This window comes from Paenibacillus sp. JT31N7 (assembly GCF_059692095.1).
On the sequence record NZ_JCAUAT010000006.1, the window covers coordinates 102243 to 121063 of the forward strand.

Annotated in this window: 11 protein-coding genes; 7 read left to right on the forward strand and 4 right to left on the reverse strand. The window is 55.0% G+C overall.

Annotation, left to right across the window (positions count from 1 at the left end):
* The first annotated feature begins 125 nt into the window (after positions 1-125).
* Together AC58P5_RS22635 and AC58P5_RS22640 are read left to right on the forward strand one after the other, a co-directional pair.
* Positions 126-9149, forward strand: a complete 9024-nt coding sequence (locus AC58P5_RS22635) for a glycoside hydrolase family 94 protein (RefSeq protein WP_497390593.1) — start codon at positions 126-128, stop codon at positions 9147-9149.
* Between the two features lie 88 nt (positions 9150-9237).
* Complete coding sequence (locus tag AC58P5_RS22640) at positions 9238-9894, forward strand: spore coat protein (protein ID WP_497390595.1); 657 nt, start codon at positions 9238-9240, stop codon at positions 9892-9894.
* Between the two features lie 56 nt (positions 9895-9950).
* Here AC58P5_RS22640 and AC58P5_RS22645 read toward each other — a convergent pair whose 3' ends face one another.
* The 3 genes from AC58P5_RS22645 to AC58P5_RS22655 all read right to left on the reverse strand — a co-directional run bounded on the left by AC58P5_RS22645 (position 9951) and on the right by AC58P5_RS22655 (position 12114).
* Positions 9951-10712, reverse strand: coding sequence for a YqcI/YcgG family protein (locus AC58P5_RS22645; protein WP_497390597.1), 762 nt, complete (start codon positions 10710-10712; stop codon positions 9951-9953).
* A 102-nt stretch (positions 10713-10814) separates the two neighbouring features.
* Positions 10815-11441, reverse strand: a complete 627-nt coding sequence (locus AC58P5_RS22650; RefSeq protein WP_497390599.1) for a LysE family transporter — start codon at positions 11439-11441, stop codon at positions 10815-10817.
* A gap of 82 nt (positions 11442-11523) precedes the next feature.
* Positions 11524-12114 (reverse strand): DUF1989 domain-containing protein, encoded by a 591-nt coding sequence (locus tag AC58P5_RS22655; protein WP_497390601.1) that lies wholly within the window; start codon positions 12112-12114, stop codon positions 11524-11526.
* 294 nt (positions 12115-12408) lie between these two features.
* Here AC58P5_RS22655 and AC58P5_RS22660 point away from each other — a divergent pair, with 294 nt between their 5' ends.
* From AC58P5_RS22660 to AC58P5_RS22680, 5 genes are all read left to right on the forward strand, one after another.
* Entirely contained in the window at positions 12409-12966 is a 558-nt protein-coding gene (locus tag AC58P5_RS22660) for a phosphodiester glycosidase family protein (RefSeq protein WP_497390603.1), read from the forward strand.
* A gap of 159 nt (positions 12967-13125) precedes the next feature.
* Entirely contained in the window at positions 13126-13764 is a 639-nt protein-coding gene (locus tag AC58P5_RS22665; protein WP_497390605.1) for a restriction endonuclease, read from the forward strand.
* A 395-nt stretch (positions 13765-14159) separates the two neighbouring features.
* Positions 14160-15536 carry a glycosyltransferase family 2 protein gene (locus AC58P5_RS22670; protein ID WP_497390607.1) on the forward strand — a complete coding sequence of 459 codons (1377 nt, stop codon included), beginning with the start codon at positions 14160-14162 and terminating at the stop codon, positions 15534-15536.
* A 15-nt stretch (positions 15537-15551) separates the two neighbouring features.
* Positions 15552-16655, forward strand: a complete 1104-nt coding sequence (locus tag AC58P5_RS22675) for an acyltransferase (protein WP_497390609.1) — start codon at positions 15552-15554, stop codon at positions 16653-16655.
* Between the two features lie 2 nt (positions 16656-16657).
* On the forward strand, positions 16658-17797 hold the full coding sequence (locus AC58P5_RS22680; protein ID WP_497390611.1) for a glycoside hydrolase family 18 protein: 1140 nt from the start codon (positions 16658-16660) through the stop codon (positions 17795-17797).
* A 104-nt stretch (positions 17798-17901) separates the two neighbouring features.
* Here the strand turns inward: AC58P5_RS22680 and AC58P5_RS22685 are convergent, their stop codons facing one another.
* On the reverse strand, positions 17902-18633 hold the full coding sequence (locus AC58P5_RS22685) for a class I SAM-dependent methyltransferase (protein WP_497390613.1): 732 nt from the start codon (positions 18631-18633) through the stop codon (positions 17902-17904).
* Positions 18634-18821 lie beyond the last annotated feature (188 nt).

The following is an 18821-nucleotide window of genomic DNA, read 5'->3' on the forward strand; positions in this document are numbered from 1 at the left end:
TCCTTCGGAGGATGCTTTCCGGCTCATAAAACCAACCAGAGCTGGGAATAATTTAGTTGTCCCGGACTGTTTAGTAACACCGGACGAACAGTACACCTTTGACTAACTGATCTCCGGAGGAACCGATGACCTATACGAACGAACAACTTTGTCAAAAAGCGCGGGAGCTTGCGCTGCAGCACGTAACGACTGTACCGCGCACACGGCCTGCTTATATCGAAGAACATTTTACGAAAGACATAGAAAGCTTGAGGGAATTTGTTCGTTCCCTCCAGACGGTTCATGCCGGCTGTACCCAACCGGCCGAGCAATGGCTGTTGGATAATGCCGAATTTATAGAAGAGCAGGCCCAGGAAGTCAGGGCTCTGCTGCTTCAGGATGCTTTGGGCCGGATGCCGAGACTGCGCGGCAACGGGCTTCTTCGCATTCAGTCCATGATGGAAGATTATTTGACACATGTCGAGGGGATTTTGAGCGAGGAAACGATCCTCGCTTATATCCATGCTTATCAGGAAGTGAGCGCCTTAACGCTGACCGAAGCCCGTTCGGTGCCGCTCATTCTGCGCGTGGTTCTGGTGAAGAAGCTGGCGGAAACGATGGCTTTCGTCCGGGAACGCCGTGAAGTCTGCATAGACGTCGGGCGTGTCCTTTCCCGGATCGAGCCGGCCGATTTAAGCCCCGAAACGGTCCATGCCCAGTTGGAGACAACGGGGTTGACGCTCCCTCTACCGGGCCCGTGGATTGTCCATTTAATCGGCCACCTGCGGGAATGGGCGGGGGATACGGCTTCCGTCCGGGAATGGCTGATTTGCAGTTATGAGAACGGGGCGGAGGATCTGGACCGGGTCGTTTCTTACGAGCATCAGCTCCAGGCGGCTTATCAGGTCCGGGCGGGAAGCCTAATCACCAGCTTGCGCAAAAACGAGCGCTGGGACTGGAACGATCTGTTCGAGCAGATCAGTCTGCCGGACCGGACGCTTCGTCTCGAGTATACGGGCGTGTATCCGCTGCTCGACGCGTACAGCCGGAACCAGATTCTCACCGAGGTGGAGCGGCTCGCCCGCCGTCTCCGGGTGCCCGAGAATCTGGTCGCCGGCCAGGCGGTGGCACTGGCCAGGGAAGCGGCGGAGAGGACGGAGGAAGTCCGTGCCGGTTCCGGCAGCCTGGGCGGCGGCGCCCACATGGACGGCCGCACCGGCACTTCGCCTGCGGCGGTACGAGCAGCCGCAGAAACGGACGCTGCGTCCGGGGAAGCGCCTGCATCGGCACGAGCGGCGGAGGCGTCTGCGACGGGGGCAGCCGTGGAAGCGGGCTTCGCGTCCGTCGGCCCTGAGGCGGACCATCCGGCCGCGGCCACGAACTATTTCCCGTCCGGAGAGCCCCCTGCATCGGCAGGAACAGCGGATACGTCTGGAGCAGACCGTGTAGCCGCACATACAGGCGAGTCTCTCCGCCAGCCGCAATCCCCGGAAGATTTGGCCGCTTCCCCACAAAGGGATGTCCTTATTCTCCACGAGAATGGAGAAGTCACAGCGCCTCTGGCGGCGGGGGAACGTTCCCGCCTGCAGTTTCCTTCCTATTATTTGTTCGAATCGGAAGGTGTACAGAAGCTGATCGCCTCGCTGCGAAAGTGCAGCTCTCCCCGGACGATGCCGGAGAACGCGATATCCAAGCGCCCGGCCGGTACCTATTTCGCCTCGATGTTCGGCTTGTTCGCCGTGCTCTGGCTTATCGCGGCCGCATGGATCGGAAGCGGGTACGGCTTGTCTGCGCTCGCCTGGACAGCCGTCCTTGCGGCGCTGCTGCTGCCTGTGAGCGAATGGGGAATGACCTGGCTGCATTTCGGCATTGAGCGAATTTGCCGTCCGCGTCCTCTGCTCCGCTACGATTTCTCAGCCGGCGTTCCGGCGGAAGCCGGCACGATGGTGGTCATACCGGCGATCTGGTCCTCGCCCGACGAGGTGTCGGAGCTTGCGGACCGCCTGGAGGTTCACTATCTGGCAAATCGCGATTCCAACATTCACTACGCTCTCTTGGGCGATTTTACGGATGCATCGGAAGAAACGCTTCCGGAAGATGACCGGCTGGTCCGTCTTGCGGAGGACAAAATTCGTGCGCTTAACGAGAAGTATTCCGCGGCAGGCGGAACGACGTTTCATTTTTATCAGCGGCGCAGGTTGTGGAATCCACGTGAGGGCGTGTATATGGGCTGGGAGCGCAAACGCGGCAAGCTGGTCGAATTCGTGGAACTGCTGAAAGGCAGCGGCGATACCAGCTATGCGGTGAAACAAGGCGACGCGTCCATACTTCCGCGTATCCGCTATCTGATCACATTGGATGCGGATACGCAGCTTCCGATGGGCAGCGCGCAGCGGATGATCGGAACCCTGCATCTGCCGTACAACCGGCCCCGCTTGAACAAAGCCCGTACACGGGTCGTGGAGGGCTACGGGGTGCTTCAGCCGCGCATCGGGATCAGCCACGATTCGGCGATGCGTTCGCGGCTGGCATATTTCTGGTCCGAGCCCGGCATGGACCCGTATGCGTTCGCGGCTTCGGACCCTTACCAGGATGCGCTGGGCCAAGGGATTTTTACGGGCAAGGGTATCTTCGATGTGGATGTTTTCGCCGAGCTTCTGTGCGAACGGATTCCGGACAATACCGTACTCAGCCACGATTTGCTGGAAGGCGGTTTTATGCGTGCCGCATTGTTGTCCGATATCGAGCTGATCGACGATCATCCGGCCAAGTTTGTTTCCTACCAGAAGCGGCTGCACCGGTGGGTACGCGGAGACTGGCAGCTTCTGTGCTGGCTTTTTTCCCGTATATGCGACCGTCGGGGAGTACTCCGGCCCATTGATTTATCTTTTCTGACCCGCTGGCAGATGCTCGATAATCTGAGACGGAGCCTGCTTCCGCCTGCGGTGTTCGTCCTGCTCGTCCTCGCCTGGACCGTTCTGCCGGGATCGCCGTGGCGCTGGGCCGTTGTGCTGCTGGCGACGATGCTTCTACCTCTGCTGCGGCAGTTCTTTGTGCTCCACCGGATGTATGGCCAGCCTAGACGGCTGCTGGCGACGGCCCTGCACGTCCTTATCCAGATCTGGACGCTGCCTTTTCAAACGGCTGTGCTGCTGGATGCGATCGGCAGAACGCTGTACCGGGTGTTCGTCAGCAAGCGGCGGCTGCTGGAATGGACCAGTTCGTCTCATATCGAGCGAAAAAGCCGGGAACAGCAGCGCACACCGCTTCTTCAAGCGGGTTGGGGCTATGTCCTCCTTATCGTGTTTGCGCTTGCCTCGGCTGTGCAGTCCTCGGCGTCCCTGCTGTGGGCGGGCCTTGGGCTAAGCTTGTTCTGGGCGCTGGCCCCTCTGGCTGTCTCATGGCTGGACCGGCCTGTGGCGCTGGAGGAAGCTCCGCTTGGAGCGGAGGAACAGGAGAAGCTCCGGGTGCTAGCGAGACAAATTTGGTCCTTCTATGAAGACTATGCCGGTCCCAAGGATCATTATCTGCCTCCGGATAACGTCCAGGTTGACCCGCCGAACGGAGTGGCCCACAGGACGTCCCCGACCAATATCGGCTTTTTGCTGACTTCGGCGCTTGCGGCGCGCGAATTCGGTTTTATCGACACGCCCTCGCTGGTTGAAAAGCTGGAAAATACGATCGGCACGGTCGAAAACCTCGATAAATGGCACGGTCATTTGTACAACTGGTACGACACGCTGACGCTCCGGACTCTGCCGCCCGCCTATGTGTCCACAGTCGATTCGGGCAATTTCGTCGCAAGCTTGATGACGGTCAAGCAGGGACTGGCAAGCTGGCTGCGGCAAGAAGCGGAAACGCAGGGCGGCTTTACGGGGATTAATCCGGCAGCGGCAGGAGCCTACGGCGTAGAATTTGCCGTCGATCTGGAGCAGACTCCGCCCGGGGAATCCGCGCTGAACGGGATAGACGGAAAGACCGGAGAAGGCAGGGAAGACGGCAAAAACGGCATAGATGGCGAAAGCCGTGAAAACCGTGAAGACCGGCAACCCCGAAACGGCGACCGCCCGGCTGTCCTCACGGCTGGCGGAAGAAAGCATGAGCACGTGGGTCATGCGGCTCCGTCGAACCTACCGGATTGGCTGCTTCGCGGGCAGCAGCTAGTACAGCGGCTTGAAGCGCTCATAGGGGCGACCGATTTTACGCAGCTTTACGATCATAAGGCGAAGCTGTTTGTTCTCGGTTATCATGCCGCGACAGGGGAGCGGGACAGCATTTTGTACGATCTGCTGGCGTCCGAGGCGAGGCAGACCAGCTTCGTCGCTATCGCGCTGGGCCAGGTGTCCGTATCCCACTGGATGGCGCTGGGCCGTACGGTCAAGCTCCAGGGGAACAAGACCACGCTGATTTCTTGGTCGGGCACGATGTTTGAGTATATGATGCCGTGGCTCATTATGCGGACTTACCGGAATACTCTGTGGGACAGCACCTACCGGGGCGTCGTCAAGCGTCAGATGGAATACGCGCATGAACGTGGCGTCCCGTTCGGCATCTCGGAATCGGGCTATTACGCGTTCGATTACCAGATGAACTACCAGTACCGGGCATTCGGCGTGCCGGGCCTCGGCTTCAAGCGGGGGCTGGAGGAGGATCTTGTCGTCGCGCCTTATGCGGCGGTTATGGCGCTTCCGTTTGCCCTCCGGGAAGGGCTGAAGGACCTGAACCGGATGGAGGAGCTTGGAGCGAGGGGGAAATACGGCTTTTACGAGGCGATTGATTTTACGGCGGACAGAATGCCGCAGGGGGAAGACTGCAAAATTATCCGCAGCTTTATGGCCCACCACCAGGGCATGAGCCTGCTGACGATCGCGAACCTTCTTCTCCCTGTTAAAATGTACGATTATTTTCATAACGACAAACGCGTGCAGGCGGCCGAGCTTCTCCTGGTCGAACGCATACCGCCGCGCGAGTCGATGCTGACCCGGGAATTAACGGGAAAGTCGCGCATTCAAAAGCCGGAGGCGGAACGAACTCATTCCGCGCCGGAGAACATACCGGCCGATACGCCGGTTCCGGAAGTGGGCGTCCACTCCAACGGGACGTTCACGACGGGCGTTACCAACAGCGGAAGCGGGTTTATCCGCTGGAACGGACTGGCCGTTTCCCGCTGGAGGGAAGATCCGGTCGGAGACCCGTGGGGGGTATACCTGTACATCCGCGATGTTACCCGGGAGAAGGTATGGTCCCCGACCTTCCAGCCCTGCCGCGTTCCTTCGGACTCTCAGAGCGTACGCTTCTCCCAGGAGAGGACTACCTTCCGCCGCCAAGACGACGGCATGGAGACCCTGCTTGAAATTACGGTCTCGCCCGAGATGAATGCGGAAGTCCGGCGGCTGACGCTGGAGAACAAAAGCAGCGAGGCCCGCATCGTCGAAGTGACGACGTTTCTGGAAATCGCTCTGGCGCTGCCCGATGCGGATAAAGCTCATCCGGCTTTCACGAAACTGTTTGTCGAAACGCAGTTCGAAGAGGAGACGGGCTGCCTGCTTGCCCGCAAACGCCCGCGGAATGCGGGGGAGAAGTCGCTTTGGGCCTTTCATAACTTGTCGGCCTTCGGCGCTGTTCTGGGTCCGGCCGAATTCGAGACCGACCGGGGAGCTTTCATCGGCCGCGGGCATTCCCTTGCGAGGCCGAAAGGGCTCTCTTCCCGCCTTGAGGGAACGGTCGGTTCGGTGGCCGATCCGGCCTTCGTCATGCGGCGCCGCATCCGTCTCAATCCGGGCGAGAGCGTCCAGCTCTGCGCGGTTACGGGTGTCGCGGATTCGAAGGAACAGAGCCTGGACATGGCCCGGAAGCTTTCCGAGGCCCGGCAGGTCGACAGAACCTTCCGGCTCGCCTGGACCCGCAGCCAGATCGATCTGCAGCATCTGCATATCACACCGGCGGAGGCCGCTGTTTACCGGGCGCTGGCGGGCCGAGTGCTCTATACGTGTCCGCTCAAGCCTGAACAGGCGGAAAGCATCGCCGCCAACAGCAAAGGGCAGCAGGGTCTCTGGGCGTACGGAGTTTCCGGCGACAGGCCCATCGTGCTGGCGAGAATCGCCGACCGTGCAAATTTGCCGTTCGTGCAGAAGCTGCTCGGAGGCTTCGAGTATTTGCGGCGGCACGGCCTGTTTTTCGATCTCGTGCTGTTTAACGAATCTCCGGGCGGGTATCAGCAGGAGCTGAGGGATGCGCTCGTCCGCTTGTCGGAGCAGGCAACCGGAAATCCGGATGCCGCAGGCCAGGGCGGCATTCACGTCGTTCCCGCTTCCGCAATGCCGGAAGAGGACCATACGCTTCTGCTGGCGGCCGCGCGAGTAATCCTGCGTGCGGACGGGCCGAGCCTGAGGGCTCAGCTGAAGGTCTGGCCGCGGAAGGATGCCTACGATGTGCCGCTGCCGGTTACGGCTGCGATAGCATCGGCTCCGCTCCGGCCGGATGCGTCCGCAGTCTCCGGTGCGGCCGAGGATACGGCTGGGGCTACGGATACTGCCGCGGGCAGATCCGCAGTATCCGGCACAGCCGAGGGTGCGACCGCAGCAAGCGATATCGCCGCAGGCACAACGGAGGCTTTCGGCACTGCCACAGGCACAACGGCCGCTCCCGGTACTGCCGCCGCAGCGCCGGCCGCGGGCTCGCCAGCTGACTCGGCTGGCGCCGAACAGGTGCCTCCAACCTCCGGTCCGGCGGCTGATTCCGACAACACCTTATTTTTCAACGGGTGGGGAGGCTTTTCACCGGATGGCCGGGAGTACCGGATTACGCTCAAAAACGGGGAGCATCTTCCGGCTCCGTGGATTAACGTGATGGCGAATCCGCGGTTCGGCTGCCTGGCCTCCGAGCTGTATACGGGATACACGTGGTGGCGCAACAGCCGGGAATGCAAGCTGACCCCGTGGTCGAACGATCCCTCCCTGGACCCGCCGGGCGAAGTCTTTTATATCCGCGATGAACAAAACGGGGACTTCTGGCAAATGACGCCTTCTCGTCGGAAGGATGACCCGTCCGTTTACCGGGTGGCTCACGGCAAGGGATATTCGCGTTATGAGCATGAAAGCCGGGGAATCCGGCAGGAAATGAAGGTATTCGTTCCGCTGGAGGACCCCGTCAAGATTGTCGAAGTGAAGCTGAGCAATACAACTTCCCATAAAAAATCCTTATCCGCTACCTACTATGCGGAATGGGTGCTGGGCGTCCAGCGGGAAGGGAACGCCTCCTTCATTATGACTGACTGGGATGACGAGACGGGCAGCTTGATCGCCCGCAATGCGTACCAGGAAAACTTCCGGAATGCCACCGCCTTCTTGACCGTGCATGCCGACGGAAGCCGCCTGTCCTGGTCCGGTGACAGGCTTGAATTTATCGGCCGCAACCGGACGACAGAAGATCCGGCCGCGATGAGCCGCCTCGATCTGTCGGGGGTGACCGGTCCCGGCTATGACGGATGCGGGGCCGTGCGGACGAAGTTTGAACTGGAACCGGGTGCCTCGGCAACGGTCTATATTCTTCTGGGCTGCGGGGATTCCCGCGAAGAAGCGGTGAGGATAGCCCGTAAGTACAGGGAGCCTGAGGCTTGCATGGCCGCTTATGAGGACATCCGTACGTTCTGGGACGGTTTGCTTGGAACCGTGACGGTTTCCACTCCCGTGCCGGAGATGGATATGATGCTGAACCACTGGCTCCTCTACCAGACATTGGCCTGCCGCATGTGGGCCCGTACCGCATTCTATCAGGCGGGGGGAGCCTACGGGTTCCGCGATCAGCTTCAGGATTCGCTGGCACTGCTGAACAGCCGTCCGGACCTGACCCGGGCCCAGATTCTGCTTCACGCCTCTCATCAGTACGAAGAAGGGGATGTCCAGCACTGGTGGCACGAGGAAACGCACCGCGGCATCCGCACCCGTTTTTCGGATGACCTGCTGTGGCTGCCTTACGCCGTATCCCGGTATATCGATCATACGGAGGATATGAGTATCCTGGATGAAACTATGCCGTTCCTGACCAGTCAGCCCCTGGGACCGGATGAACACGAACGCTACGAGGAAACGGTCCTGTCCGGCAAAAGCGGCACGATCTTCGATCACTGTCTGCGGGCCGTGAACCGCGCTCTGAAGTTCGGGGAGCACGGGCTGCCTTTGATCGGCATCGGTGACTGGAACGACGGCATGAGCATGATCGGCCCCGAGGGCCGGGGAGAGAGCGTCTGGCTGGGATGGTTCCTTGGAGATGTGCTCCAGGGAATGGCCGATCTTTGCGGAATCCGCGGAGAACAAGAACTCGCCGAACGCTTCCGAAGCCAGCGGGAGAAGCTGGCCGCGGCACTGAACGCAAGCGCCTGGGACGGCCAGTGGTTCCGCCGCGCCTTCACGGATGCCGGTCAATGGCTCGGGTCGATCCACAATGCGGAATGCCGCATCGATTCCATCGCCCAGTCATGGTCCGTCATCTCCGGCATGGCTCCGGACGAGAGAGCCCGCCAGGCCATGAATTCATTCGACCGGGAACTCGTCGACCGCAGCTTGTCCGTCGCCCATATTCTGACGCCTCCGTTCGACAAGACCGATCCGAGCCCCGGATATATTCAGGGCTATCCTCCCGGTATCCGGGAAAACGGCGGCCAGTATACGCATGGCGTGATCTGGAGCATTGTGGCATGGTGCGGTCTGGGGAACGGGGAAAAGGCGGTCGAGCTGTTCCAAATGTTTAACCCTATCATGCATACCAAAACGGCGGCGGAGGTCCGGAAGTATGTCGGGGAGCCTTATGCCATGGCTGCCGATGTATACACGGAGCCGCCTCACAGGGGACATGCGGGCTGGACCTGGTATACAGGCGCCTCCGGATGGATGTACCAGGCGGGGCTGGAGTGGATTCTCGGGATTAGACGCCGGGGCGCGAAGCTGCACATCCGTCCTTGTATTCCTTCGGAATGGCCGCAATTCTCGGCGGTATACCGCTTCGGGGGATCCGAATACCGGATCACGGTCCTTAATCCGTCGCGGAAATCAAGCGGGTACACCCGGCTGACGCTCGACGGACAGGAAGTGCCGGCCGCAAACTCCGGTGACGGTCCGTTCGTTCCGCTGATCGACGACAACCGGCTTCATGAGGTTGTTCTGACTTTGTAACCAGAGGGAGAAAGTTTCCTCATAAAATGACGATTCGAAACCTAAACTATTCAAGTTGTTAACCATCAACATAGCGGAGGGATTTCACATGCAGCAGCAAAATTATTTCAACAATCAGAACCAGCAAGGATTGCCTAACTTTAACCACGGCGGCCATGAATTTTTTGACATGCACGAGGTGCTTTCCGGCACGATTAACGTACTCGACCAGTTTATGCTGTTCCGGACTTTCGTCAAAGACCCGGAGCTTCTGGACATCATCGACCGCCAGTACAGCTTTATCCTTTCCCAGTACAACCTCACCGCGGAATGTTTCGCGACAGGCCGGAAGCCGAGCCATGAGACGTCCACGTACATGATGCAGCAGCCGACCAACATTCAGTACGGCATCAAGCCGAGCCAGCCCAAGAAGCCGAACCAGTCCCTGGCGGACGTAAAAGACGCCGGCATCAGCGGCCATATGCTCGGACTGATCAAAACGCATGCGGCACTTCTGACCATGTCCGCTCTGGAAGTCACGAACCCGGTTGTCCGCCGCGTGCTTGCTTCGCAGGTGCAGAATTTCATCGAGCTGGCCTATGAGATTTTCCTTTACCAAAACAAGCATGCGTACTATCAGGTGCCTCAGCTTCAGCAAAACGATATGCAGAGCATGCTGAACACGTTCGTACCGACGCCGGGTTACCCGCAATCGCCTATCGGCAATCAAGGCATTCCGGCGAATTTCGCTCCGCGCTACCAGTAAAAACACATGAAACCCGGTTACGGTTCGTTTGAACCTTACCGGGTTTTCTTATTTGTTCAGGAGCGTTCATTTTTCAACTTATTTTTCATTGCCATGAACGGGCATTTGGAAGGGGACGTTTCATCGTCCCGCAGGAAATACTGTTTCCACTCCTGATTGTCCGGCTGTCCGTACCATTTCAGTGAAGCATGCACCGGCACATCGTCGTAGGCCGCGAGTTTTTGGCGGATCAGCTTGCTGATATTCCGTCCAAATGCAGTCGTTTCGTTGATCTCGTCGAAAATCCAGCGGGGCTGGAACGCGACTAGGAACGAAGAAAAATGCCGGCTTCTGCGCTGTCCGTGCGCAGGTGTCGCACAGAAGGCGAAATAAGGCTGACCGGCGAAACAAAATTCCCACGTGGGCATCCTGGGGTCCTGCGGGACATCTTCGGGCCAAGGGGCCGAATCTTTGTCGTGCAATCGGTTGAGAAGGGACCAGAAAAGGAGCTCGTACTCCCGAACGTCCGCTTTATTCTTCAAGTCTTCCGGCGTTTCGTAGAAGATAACGAGAGAAGCATATCTTCCCGTTTCACGCGCACATTCGCCATATACGTTCAGAAGCTCAGCCGTATCCGAAACGGCTTGGGCAGACCGGGGATCGGGTGCGAAGCCGAATCGGAGATTGTTTGTGACGAAGCCTCTATGCCCGGGTACACACGGATAATTGTTCTCGGGACCCGCGATCATCCCGGCGAATTCCCCGAACGCCTTCCGCTGCCATTCCGAAAGCTCCGCCCCGTGCTCCTCGATCCACATCTTGCTGCGGAGTTCTGCCATCTCCACACCTCCTCTTCACACATAGCAGTGTATGAGATCGGGCGGGATTAGGTGAATGCCCCTGTCCCGTGAGGACTTTTGATTACCGGAGAGAATAGAGGGTCAGCCCGCAAGCATCAGAAGAGCCTGATAGCCGAAATAAAGCCCGAATATAAGGAGCGAGGTCCCCGCGAGCAGGGAAGTGATCTGAAGAATCAGGCGGTTGCCGAACCGGTGGAAAGAGCTTGCGATAAGGGCCATCGAGATATCCCAGACCATAATGCCGACAAATATGCCGAGGCTGTGCCAAAGCGCCTGGCCGGCGCCGTGGCTCTGCGAGCTCTGGGCAAGGATGGAGCCGTAGATGCCCAGCCAGAAGAGAATGGTCAAGGGACTCGTAAGCGCCATAAAAAAGCCGGACCGGAAAGAACTCATTTCGGAAGGAGACTCCCGCATTTCGCCGCTTTCCCTCAGCTTGAGACTTTTCAGGGTAACGATTCCCGTGTAGAGAAGAACAAAGCAGCCGAACAGCCAAAGGAAGGTTTTCATAAAGGGGGTATCGAGGAAATGGGCCACGCCGAAATAAATCAGCAGCATGTAAAAAAGATCGGCAAACATTGCGCCTACTCCGACCAGCCAGGCGTGAAGAAAGCCGAAACGGACACCTTTTTCGAGTTGGGCGGCATTGATGGGGCCAACGGGCGCGGATAACGATATGCCAAGCACGATATAGGTCAAGAAGGCATTCAAAAAGCAACACTCCCCTTAGAAATGGATGACAGGTACAAGCGTACAAGTCATTGTATTCAGGGGATGTCCCACTTAGAAGAATTTACGAAATTTCTACATCGATCGGTGTGCAGACGTAACCGTTGCAGATGCTTTCCGAGGCCGGACAAGCCGACATCGCGACAAGCAGGTCTGTTTCCGCGCGCAGATCGATGTAATCGCCGGGTTTGGAGAGAGGGCGTTTAACCTGGATGGAGCCGTCCGGCTGTATCACGGTGTACATAAACAAATTGAAGGGATAATGCTGCTCCGGAGGCTCTATGCCGAATTGGGCGATGGCCCGGTTCAAGTTGTGGTAACAGCACGCATGATCTTTTTTCTGGTACGTGAACTCGTACATTTCCGGCCGGCAGGCGGAGTTGATAAAATCGTGCTGGCCCGCCGTGTCGGCCACAATGGTGAGCAGCGGCGTATACCGGGTGGAATACAGAATGTCACCGGGCGTTACTTTCATTTTGCGCAGAGCATCCATTGTGACGGTCGGGTCGAACTTCTCCGCGGGATCATCCGCCCGGTAGGCTACGATATCGGCAACCTGCTCGCCTTCCACGTCCGTGATCCGCACGATCTGGCCTTTGCGCAGCCGGAATCCGAGCCCTTCGCCTGCGGGAATCCGCCATTTTTGCGTGGACAAAACGGGTCCTCCTCCTCTGTATGGAAAGATTTTATTAGTATGGCTCCGGTCCGGGGGAGGTATTCGCGGAGGGGTTGCCGCAGCTGGAGTCGGCAATAAATCGGGACGGGTGGTTGTAACCGGACCTCGTTTTCCGCCTTTAAAGTGAAGGGGCTGAAGCCCTGAAAACGTAAAGGGGAGTGAATGTGAATGGCCTATACCTTTTCTACGGTTACCGCATCCAACGGAGTGAAGCTCTATTCGATTAAAACGAGCCCTAAAAACATTTACATGTAATCCATCGGCGCGTCCAGCGTGGTCGGGCAGACGTCGTACGGGGTGAACGGCGGGTATTTTTACGACGGGACTCTACTGCAAATTGCGGTGAACAACAACATTCCCGTTGCGCCTAACGGCAGCGAGAACGCGAAGTATGCCAGAGGCACGCTGGTGTGGGACAACAAATACGAAGAGTTCTCCGTTCAGGTCGTCCGCAAGACGGACGACATTCTGGTAGCCAACAAAAGCAGTTACTGGGCGCAGGGCGGCATCAGCATGATGCTGAAAAGCAGCGAGTCCGCCTGGAAAACCCAGGCCGCCGCGGAGAATATCCAGAACCCGGACGGCGCGGCCAACCGGACCGCCCTCGTGTACAACAACACGAACAATATTTGGCTGATCGTGACCGACTCGAAGCCCACGGCGGCCGCTTTCCGCACCGCGATCAAGGAGAAGATCGGCTCCGGGACGCTGGTGGACGGCATTTTCCTGGACGGAAGCGGCTCCTCGCAGTATAAAGTGGCCGAAAAATCCTACGGCGGATCGGATGCCAATCCGCGGCTTGTTTACCAGATGGTCGCTTTGAAGAGCTGATTGTTAAAAAGGGCCTTGTGCCCTTTTTTTGTTGATGAAAAATGAAATAGTAAAGCTGCTTAATAAAAAAACATATACAGTTATTGCCATTTAAAAGTATACTGTATGGGCATTTAACGAATTAGTTCATCTGCATCCTATAGGGAGGTTAAGTTTGCAATGGCAAGAACGTATTATGCGGAAGGCAGACAAGTTGCTTATCTTGTTCGCGGTCTTTGTGTGTTAGTGGGGTTATCCATATTTTTTTCTACAAGGCTCAAGGAATTATGGTGGATGTTTTTTGTTGTGCTTTTTGTTTCTGTATTTATTGGTGAAGTATTAGGAGCTAAATGGACAAAAAAGAGAAGAGAAGATAAAAGAAAACGGGCGAAAAAGCCTGCCAATAATAAAATAAATTATAAAGCGCTGACGGATCAGCAGATCTTGGTCGCTCGTTTGGATACATTGTCCGGTACAGATTTTGAGAAGTTAATGGTAATGTACTACCAAGACCAGGGTTACTCCGTACAAAGAGTCGGCGGGGCCGGTGATCATGAGGTGGACTTAATTCTTAAGGGCAAAGAGGGTTACAAAATTGCGGTTCAATGTAAGCGATGGAAACAAGATGTAGGTAATGACATCGTTCTTAGATTAAAAGCGGGTAAGCAGGTGCATGGATGCTACGATGCCTGGATCGTAACAACAAGTAATTTTACGAAGGCAGCCAAAGAAGCGGCTGAACGATTGAACATAAAATTAATTAACGGTCTTATACTGGAGGATAAATTAAATCGATGGAAGAAAAAAAGAAGCTTATGATCTGAAAACATATATGTAGATTTTTTGAACTTCCGCGCAAATTACTTAATTTTTCTTAATAATCTTCTTAAAAAATCCAATAAATTCCTTAAAGGACTCCAAGTAAACGCTTTGAGTCTTTTTTTTCTTTACAAATAACGAAAACCACAAAACATTCCCTTAGTAGACTTAGATAATGGGAGCAAAACGGAGGAAATTTTTAGTAAACGTGTGATGTATTCGCTTTATCGGATGATGTAAGAGTTTTACACTACTAGTAGATTAGACTAAATTAGATAAAAAGAACTACATTTCCAGAAGAAAGGAGATTATCGGATAAATCCTTTAACGCTGTAATGCGTGCCTTAACCGGTGGAGACCTATAGACAAAGAGAAAAGATAGGAGGAGTAGAGAGATGCAGATACTGTTATACGTAACGACAATCGTTTTTTTGGCGTTCCAGCTCCTGTATACCTTTATTCCGCTGCTGTTCAGCAAGGTAAAGAAGCTGGAGGAAGGCTTGGAGGAAAAATCGATTTCGGTGCTGGTACCGGCCTACAACGAGGAGCTGACGATCCGCAACTGTATCGAAGCCATGGAGGGCCTCCGGTACCGGAATCATGAAATCATCATTATCAACGATGGTTCGAAGGACGCAACTCTCCGGAGGCTCCAAGAGCTGCTGGATTTGCAGGAAGATGACCGCCAGGTCATGCAGGAATTAACCTATCGGCCGGTTAGAGCCTTTTACCGGTCCCGGCAGTATCCCCATATTTATGTCATCGACAAACAAAACGGCGGTAAAGCCGACTCCCTCAACGCCGGAATCGATTACGCCCTTTCGGACATCGTTATTACGCTGGATGCCGACTCGATGCTGGAAGCCCATTCCCTTCAATATGTGAATCAGTATTTTCACGATCCCGACGTTATGGCGCTTGGCGGTACCGTCAAGATTGTCCAGGGCGCGGAAAGAAAGAACGGGCAAATCCAGGAAAGATTTACGGGCAAAGGCCTCATCAAAAGCCAGATCATCTCCTATATTCACGGATTCTACGTAAGAAAGCTGACCCAGTCGGCGCTTAATTCGATCGTGGTCATATCCGGCGCTTTCGGCGCTTTTTACAAAGAGGTGCTCATCCAGGTGGACGGGTTCCGGAGCACGGTCGGCGAGGATATCGACATCACGCTGAAAATCCACGAATATATCAAAGCGAACGGGCTTTCCAAAAAGCTCGTGTACGCCCCCGAAGCCGTCTGTTACACCGAATGCCCCGAGAACATGCCGAACTTCTACAAACAGCGGATCCGCTGGCAGAAAGCTTTTATCGACTGCATCCTTATCTATTGGTCGGACCTGCCTCGTAAGTTCAATCTGGGCGTCCGGCTGTTTTTCGCCATTGACGGCTTTGTGCTGGGAACGCTGACGGCGTTCACGACCTTCGTGTATTTGTTCCAGCTGCTGATAGCCGGAGATGGCATATGGATGGCGCTGCTCATCCTGTCGGCCACGCTGCTTATTAACGCCATTCAGATCGTCATTTCGCTCGCGCTCTGCAAGAAATACGGGAGCACCTATACGTTCAAGGACTATATTCACATGTTTATTTTCAGCCAATTGGAACTGCTGACGTACCGGAATGTGCTGCTCTATATCAATATTGTGGGGACGTTCAAATATTTCGATAACGACGAAGGCTGGGGATATGTCGAGAGAAAAGGAATCGCGTCCATCTCCCGGAGCGTAACCGCCCCGCCTTCCGCACCCGCTGCCCCACTATCCCAGAGCTAACGGAGGAAAACCCTTATGAACAACGCTGTGCTCAAAACGAACCGGATCATTTACATCGATCTCCTGCGGATTCTTTCGATTCTCGCCGTGATCATTTTACATATTACCGCCACGCTGCTGACCAGCACGAACGATTTCAACACCGCTTCCTGGTGGGTGAGCAATCTGTTCAATTCCGCCGCGCGTTTCGCGGTGCCCGTCTTTTTTATGATCAGCGGAGCGATGATTCTGCGGTCGGAAGTCAAATCCTACAAAACGTTTTTTCTGAAGCGCATCATGCCGCTTGTCGTTTCGCTCGTAAGCTGGTCCCTCATCTACAGCATTTTCACCCAGTATTATTTGCAGAAAAGTACCATGGGCGCGGGGGAATTCCTGCTCAGCTTCGCTTACAAGTTCATTCTGGACCGCAACTATATCCACCTGTGGTTCCTGTATGCGATCATTGCCATCTACCTGACGGTGCCGCTCATCAGCCGCATGGTCAAGGCATGTACCGAGAAGGAGCTGCGGTATTACCTGCTGCTCTGGTTTACCGTCAGCATCGCGTACCGCTTCATTACGGACTGCGTGCTGCGGATTACATCGGAAAGCCTGTACGTGCCCATTATGAACATCCCCTTGTTTATGGGGTATCTCGGTTATTTTATCCTGGGCTACTATCTGTTCCATTACGAAATATCGCGCAAGCTGAAGAACGTCCTGTTCAATCTGGGGATCGTCTCCCTCTTTCTTACGCCGGTGGCCACGTACTTCGCTTCCGCGTACAGCGGGGTGCTGGACGAAATGTTCTACGGCAATTACTCGGTCACGACATTTTTCATGGCGGCCGGTCTCTTTATTCTTTTTAAAGAAAAAGATGCCGCGATCAGCGCCAAAGTAAACGACAAAGTCAAACGGCTCGTAGGTTCTATTTCCAAAGCGAGCTTCAGCATTTACTTGATTCATCTGCTTATCGAAATTATGGTCTCCCGGAGGACGGAGGTAGAAGGAAGCCTGGTCGAAACGACCGTGACGCTTCTGTTTAATCTCGGCGCGGTCTTTGTGGTCAGCTACATTCTCGTCAAAATTCTCAACCTCAACAAACTCGTGACGAATGTTCTATTCGGCGGGAAAGGGTAACGATGAAAATACATCTGTATACGAAACTGTTCGTGGCGCTGCTGATCTCCGGAATGGGCTTTTACTTCTATAACACCATCCAGGCCAAAGACCATAAAATCAATTCCGTCTACGTCATCCCGACGGGGGACAAGCTGGATGAGATCAACTTCGAGGAGAAGAAGGTCGACATCGCGTTCCTGGCTTTCGCCCAGATAGGGGACAAGTACAAGGTGTCCTTTCATAAAGACGAAGCGGCGGATGCCGAAATCAAGGAGAATATCAAAAAGCTCAAAAAAAACAATCCCAAAACGAGCCTAGTGCTCGCCGTAGGAGGATACGGGGCGGACGGTTTTTCCGACGCGAGTCTTCAGGAGAACCGGCGGACGTTTACCGACAACATTATCGCCCTGGTCAAAGAGCTCGGCCTGGACGGGGTCGATATCGATTGGGAATATCCGGCCTCGGATGCTTGGGGGACGCAAAAATCCCGCAGCGAGGATACGCAGAATTTTACGTTTCTGATGAAGGAATTGAGGGAGAAGCTGAACCAGCTTCCGCATAAGAACAAGAAGTATATCCTGACCTTCGCGTCAGGGACGCAGGACTGGTACTTCAAGAACGTCGAGGTCAAGAAGGTGGAAAAGTACGTCGACTACATCAACGTCATGAGCTACGACCTGACCGGCAAATGGTCGGATACGACGGGGCTTAACTCCAATCTGTACAAGGATGCGGAGAACAAATCCATAGACAGCGTGGACAGCATTGTGCAGCTGTATCTCAGTCACGATATCGATCCGGCCAAGCTTCTGCTCGGAGTTCCCGCGTATTCGTACGGATGGGAAGACGTCAAGAGCGATGGGGACGGGGCCTTCTCGCCGGGCAAATCGATCGACATCGACAAGACCGATCTCAGCTACAAGACCATCGAGGAGAAATACATGGACAAGAACGGGTTCAAGCGGTACTTCGACGAGAAGGCCAAGGCCGCTTATTTGTACGACGGCAAAACGTTCATCTCTTACGAGGATAAAGAAGCACTCCGCGAAAAAATCGCCTATATCAAGGCGAACAATCTGGGCGGCGCCATGGTCTGGGAATATTCCCAGGATGCGGAGGACGGGCTTGTGAAGTTCCTGGGCGACCATTTGAACGAATAGGAAAAGGGAGTGGACGCTCCAGAAGCGTACGGCCCCGGGCTGTCTCTTAGGAGGCAGCCTTTTTTTGTATAGGGGGGCTGAGATCAATGCAAATGACACCGTGGCTATATTCTAGGAGTAAATTTCCGACCGATAATATTGCCGTCCTTATAGCCGTCGTCCCCGAAGAAATCTTTTGCCAGATGCATGTATAAGCGGGGATGAACAAGCGATAAAGGAGCCGATTCTGAAGGAGGGTAATCTTGAAGGGAGGCATAACGGCTCAGGGCTTCTTCTCTTACATAAAGCAGCGTGTTTTGCGCGTACCACCACTGAACATGGGCATTTTCCCAGACCTGCTTGCGGATACAGTCAATGGCCATGAATCCTTTTTTGTTAAAAAGCTCCGCCCAGTAGCCCGGCCACTGCTCGTTAATATGATTTTTCCCCCCCTGATAAGGAATAGCCGCGGAGAATAAAACGGCATCCCCGTGAGAAACGAGGGTATTTACATAAGTTTCGGCTGAAGTGTGGGGCAGGTGTTCGCCGACCTCCAGGGAAACGACCAGATCGTACTGCTTCCCGGAAGAAAAAAACGTGGTAAGATCATGTTTTCTAAAATGCTCTTTCGGTATTTGAAGCATGTCCTCGTTCACATAATCACCGTCTACCCCCAGGATTTCCCGGACTCCGAGGTCTTTAAAAACGGAAAGCCAGGCGCCCGTGCCACACCCAATGTCGATGACGGATTCCGGGTCGATAAGGTCCAAGAGAATAGGAACTACCTCGCAGGCCGATTTCCTTGACCCGTCCTGCTGCGATTTGAAAAAATCCGGGTTATAAACGGTTTCGTTCATTTTTCTCACCTATCCTTTTTCATTGAGGAATCGTGTCAGTTATGTTATTTGGAAAATTGGAAAAAATATGATGTCGATCAGATACCTACTTTTTTTCAACGTTTTCCGTATAATTGAATCGGTAAAAGTATTTTATGGTAAATTATACCTTGTTTTATCTATTGCTTACAATCGTTTAAAAATTGTTA